Here is a 2,889-nt window from a genome sequence, read left to right as displayed (position 1 = left end):
AGTCGGCGAAGGTCGGCTTAGGCCGGAAATAGACGGCACAAAGGTCACCAGCAGGCTCCGCGACCCTGGTCGCCCGCTACCCTGACGAAGGCCCCACGCCTGCCTGTGACCTAATGCGCGGCTGTGGCAATCGGACCGCGTGGCTCCAGCCGAAGCCAGGGCACGCGGTCCGGCTCGAAGAGGCCGCGGGCGGCCCGCCGCCACAGCGGCGGGGCGTGGTCGCCGACCAGCAGGATCTCGGTCTCGGGGTTGCGCTTCGCCAGACGGGTTATCGCCTCGAACAGGTCCTGCCAGATCTCGGCCATCGCGCAGACCTCGGGATCCCCGAACGGTCCGCCGGTCGCGCAGCCGTGGCGCGGCGTCGCCTCGCCGGCCCGGACCGGGACGTGCGAGTTCAGCGTCACCCAGTGGATGAACATGGGCTGCGAGGCGTTCGCCAGCCGGTCGTTGATCGTGTCGGCGACCTCGACGTCGCAGGGACCGACGAAGGGTCCGCCGCACCGGCGCGCGTAGTGCGTCGTCGCGGTCTCCGGGAACACGCTGCGGGTGAACCCGATCTTCGCGTACCACTGGTCGCGCTCGTAGAACTCGCCCGAGAAGCCGTGGACAGAGACGGTGCGGTATCCGCGCGCGGCGTAGGCGCTCGGCAGGCAGGCCGGCCCGCTGCCGTGCAGGATCCCCGGTAGGACGAGCGGGACTGGCAGAGCTCGCGCATCTCGCCGTACGCCGTGGCGCCGAAGAAGGTCGTCGTCCCCGAGGTCAGCGTGTAGCGCGCCCTCAGGTCCGCGTCGTCGAAGGCGGAGAACAGGATGCTCCGCTGCTGCGCGTCGCGCAGGATGCCCAGGCTCTCGACGAGCACGAGGAGGACGCTCCGCTTCGGCCGGGCGGGATCCGCGGTCTCGGCGAAGCCGGACATCTGGACCGCGGACTGGAAGGGCTGCCCGATGCCGGCCGCCGGGCTGTACTTCGCACGTGCCGCGTTGCCGAATTGGAAATCGGCGACGAGGCAGCCGATGACGGCTAGCAGGAAGACGAGCCTGTCGCCTCCGGCCATCGCGCTTCTGCAGCGCAGGAGGAACAGGATGTTCGCGGCCAAGACAGCGATCAGGGCGGCGATCAGCGCGGCGTAGAACGGAGACGACAGCAGGCGGACATGCGTGAGCGTCGGGATGTTCTCGGTGATCAGCGTCAGATCCATGAAGAAGACGTGCGCGATGATCGCGAGCCCGTCGAAGGTCACGGCCGCGAGGTAGAGCGGGACGATGGCGGCGGCGCGCAGGTGCGCGCTCAGGAGGGCAACGGCCGCGTAGGCCGCGATGGCGGCGGTCCGCGGCGGGACGTCCACCCAGATATTCGCTGCCAGCGCGAGCGCGTTCGGGAGGGCGATGCCGCCAAGGAGCAGCAGCAGCGTCGGCCGCGAGAAAAATTTCCGAAATCGGGCTGGTCCGGATGTGGCGGGAGCCTGCGCTGCGACGGCTGTGTCGGTGGGCCCGCCTTCGACGACGCTCATGCAAACCGGCCCTATGAGATCCCCGGCCCTGCCTATCACCTAAATTCCCAGCGCAACCTTAAGCATCTTCGTGCAACCTTCGCCAAAGAGCGATTTGCCGACGTGCGATCTCCGATGATGAAATTCAGAACGCCATCAGAGAGGGCTTCCGTAACACCCAATCGCCCACGTGCAGCGCGGACGCGATCTCGCTCAAGCATAAGGCCCACGGAAGAGATCGCCTGAAGCCTTCCTGCGGAACGGTTCGTGGGTGAGTGCCGTTACGGCGGCGCCGCGTAACGCCGTGCTCTGTTCAGACGGAGCCGCGGTGCTGACCGGCGCCGCACAAGCCGGCGAGCCCTCCGCGCCCTATGGCCCCCTGAACCAAGGAACCCTGCCCATGAAGAAGTCTTTGCTTGCGCTGGCCGTACTGGCCTCTTTCGGCCTTGCCGGCGCAGCGTCGGCGGCCCCCGCCCTACCGGGTGCTGCCAGCGCGCCTGACGCCACGGTCGAGGTGCAGTACCGCCGGCATCACCATCATCACATGCGGCGCCACCATCATCACCGGCATCACCACCACCATCATCGGCGGCATCACCATCATTTCTGAGACGGCACAGGGGCCCTGCGGGCCCCCTTTCATGCGGGTATTCGGCGCCGTTCAGCAGAATGGATTTGATCTGGTACCTTCGCGTAAGCCGATCCGATCTAACGCCCCAGCTACTTCTCGTGCCTGCTATGCCGCTTGTCCGCTGCAGGTGACAGCTTGGCGAACACCTCCTCGCACATACTGCCGAGGCTGCTGCGCATCACGCCTCTGGCCCACTCGCGCCGGCCTTCGTCCATCAGCTTGATCGCCGCGTCCTGCGGCGTCTCCTTGGCGCAGGCCCGCATGACCTTCATCAGCGGGTACTCGGCCTCGCGCCCGCAGGACTTCTTCGCCTGCAGGAACAAGCCGTACTTCTGAAACCGCTCTGGGCAGTCCTCGGCCGCAGAGCCTGGGGCCGCGAGCAGGCTGCTGACGAGAGCAAGGGTGAGGCGAATGGACAGCGCTGATCCATGAAGCATCGCCGCGAAACGCCGCCATGAGCGGAACGGTTCAGCCTACTGGGCCGGACGCGGCTCGCTAATGCCCAGCCCGCGAACTCGGCTCGTGTGCTTCTAGGCCACCAATCCAGCGATCAGGGTTGCCAGACCTACGAGACCTGCCAAGCCGAAGGCAGCAATTCTGACGATCTGCACCGCTCCTGTGTCGCGGTTATCGTTGCAGGACCGTGGTAGTTCGCTCGGCCAGCGAAGCCATTTGCGCGAGCGCGCCGGTATGGCCTCGACGGGCCCTTGTGGTGGACCGTCAGACTGGTGGCGGCACGACATGGCGCTCCCCCTGCTATGCAACAGCC

The 2,889-nt window shown here is 67.1% G+C and carries 3 protein-coding genes; 1 reads left to right on the top strand and 2 read right to left on the bottom strand.

Annotated features, from left to right (window positions below; translation table 11 throughout):
* Nucleotides 1–110: 110 nt before the first annotated feature.
* On the bottom strand, nt 111–1,514 hold the full coding sequence (locus MOX02_RS30040) for a sulfatase-like hydrolase/transferase (RefSeq protein ID WP_147029416.1): 1,404 nt from the start codon (nt 1,512–1,514) through the stop codon (nt 111–113).
* 303 nt (nt 1,515–1,817) lie between these two features.
* Between MOX02_RS30040 and MOX02_RS30035 the strand changes: the two genes are divergently transcribed.
* Nucleotides 1,818–2,099 carry a hypothetical protein gene (locus MOX02_RS30035; RefSeq protein WP_176601348.1) on the top strand — a complete coding sequence of 94 codons (282 nt, stop codon included), beginning with the start codon at nt 1,818–1,820 and terminating at the stop codon, nt 2,097–2,099.
* Nucleotides 2,100–2,209: 110 nt separating this feature from the next.
* Here the strand turns inward: MOX02_RS30035 and MOX02_RS30030 are convergent, their stop codons facing one another.
* Nucleotides 2,210–2,443: a hypothetical protein gene (locus MOX02_RS30030; protein ID WP_147029415.1), complete on the bottom strand. Its 234-nt coding sequence runs from the start codon at nt 2,441–2,443 to the stop codon at nt 2,210–2,212.
* Nucleotides 2,444–2,889: the final 446 nt, after the last annotated feature.

The organism is Methylobacterium oxalidis (assembly GCF_007992195.1).
Classification (GTDB): domain Bacteria; phylum Pseudomonadota; class Alphaproteobacteria; order Rhizobiales; family Beijerinckiaceae; genus Methylobacterium; species Methylobacterium oxalidis.
Note: the sequence above shows the minus strand (reverse complement) of the source record. Positions and strands in the feature narration are given on the sequence as shown.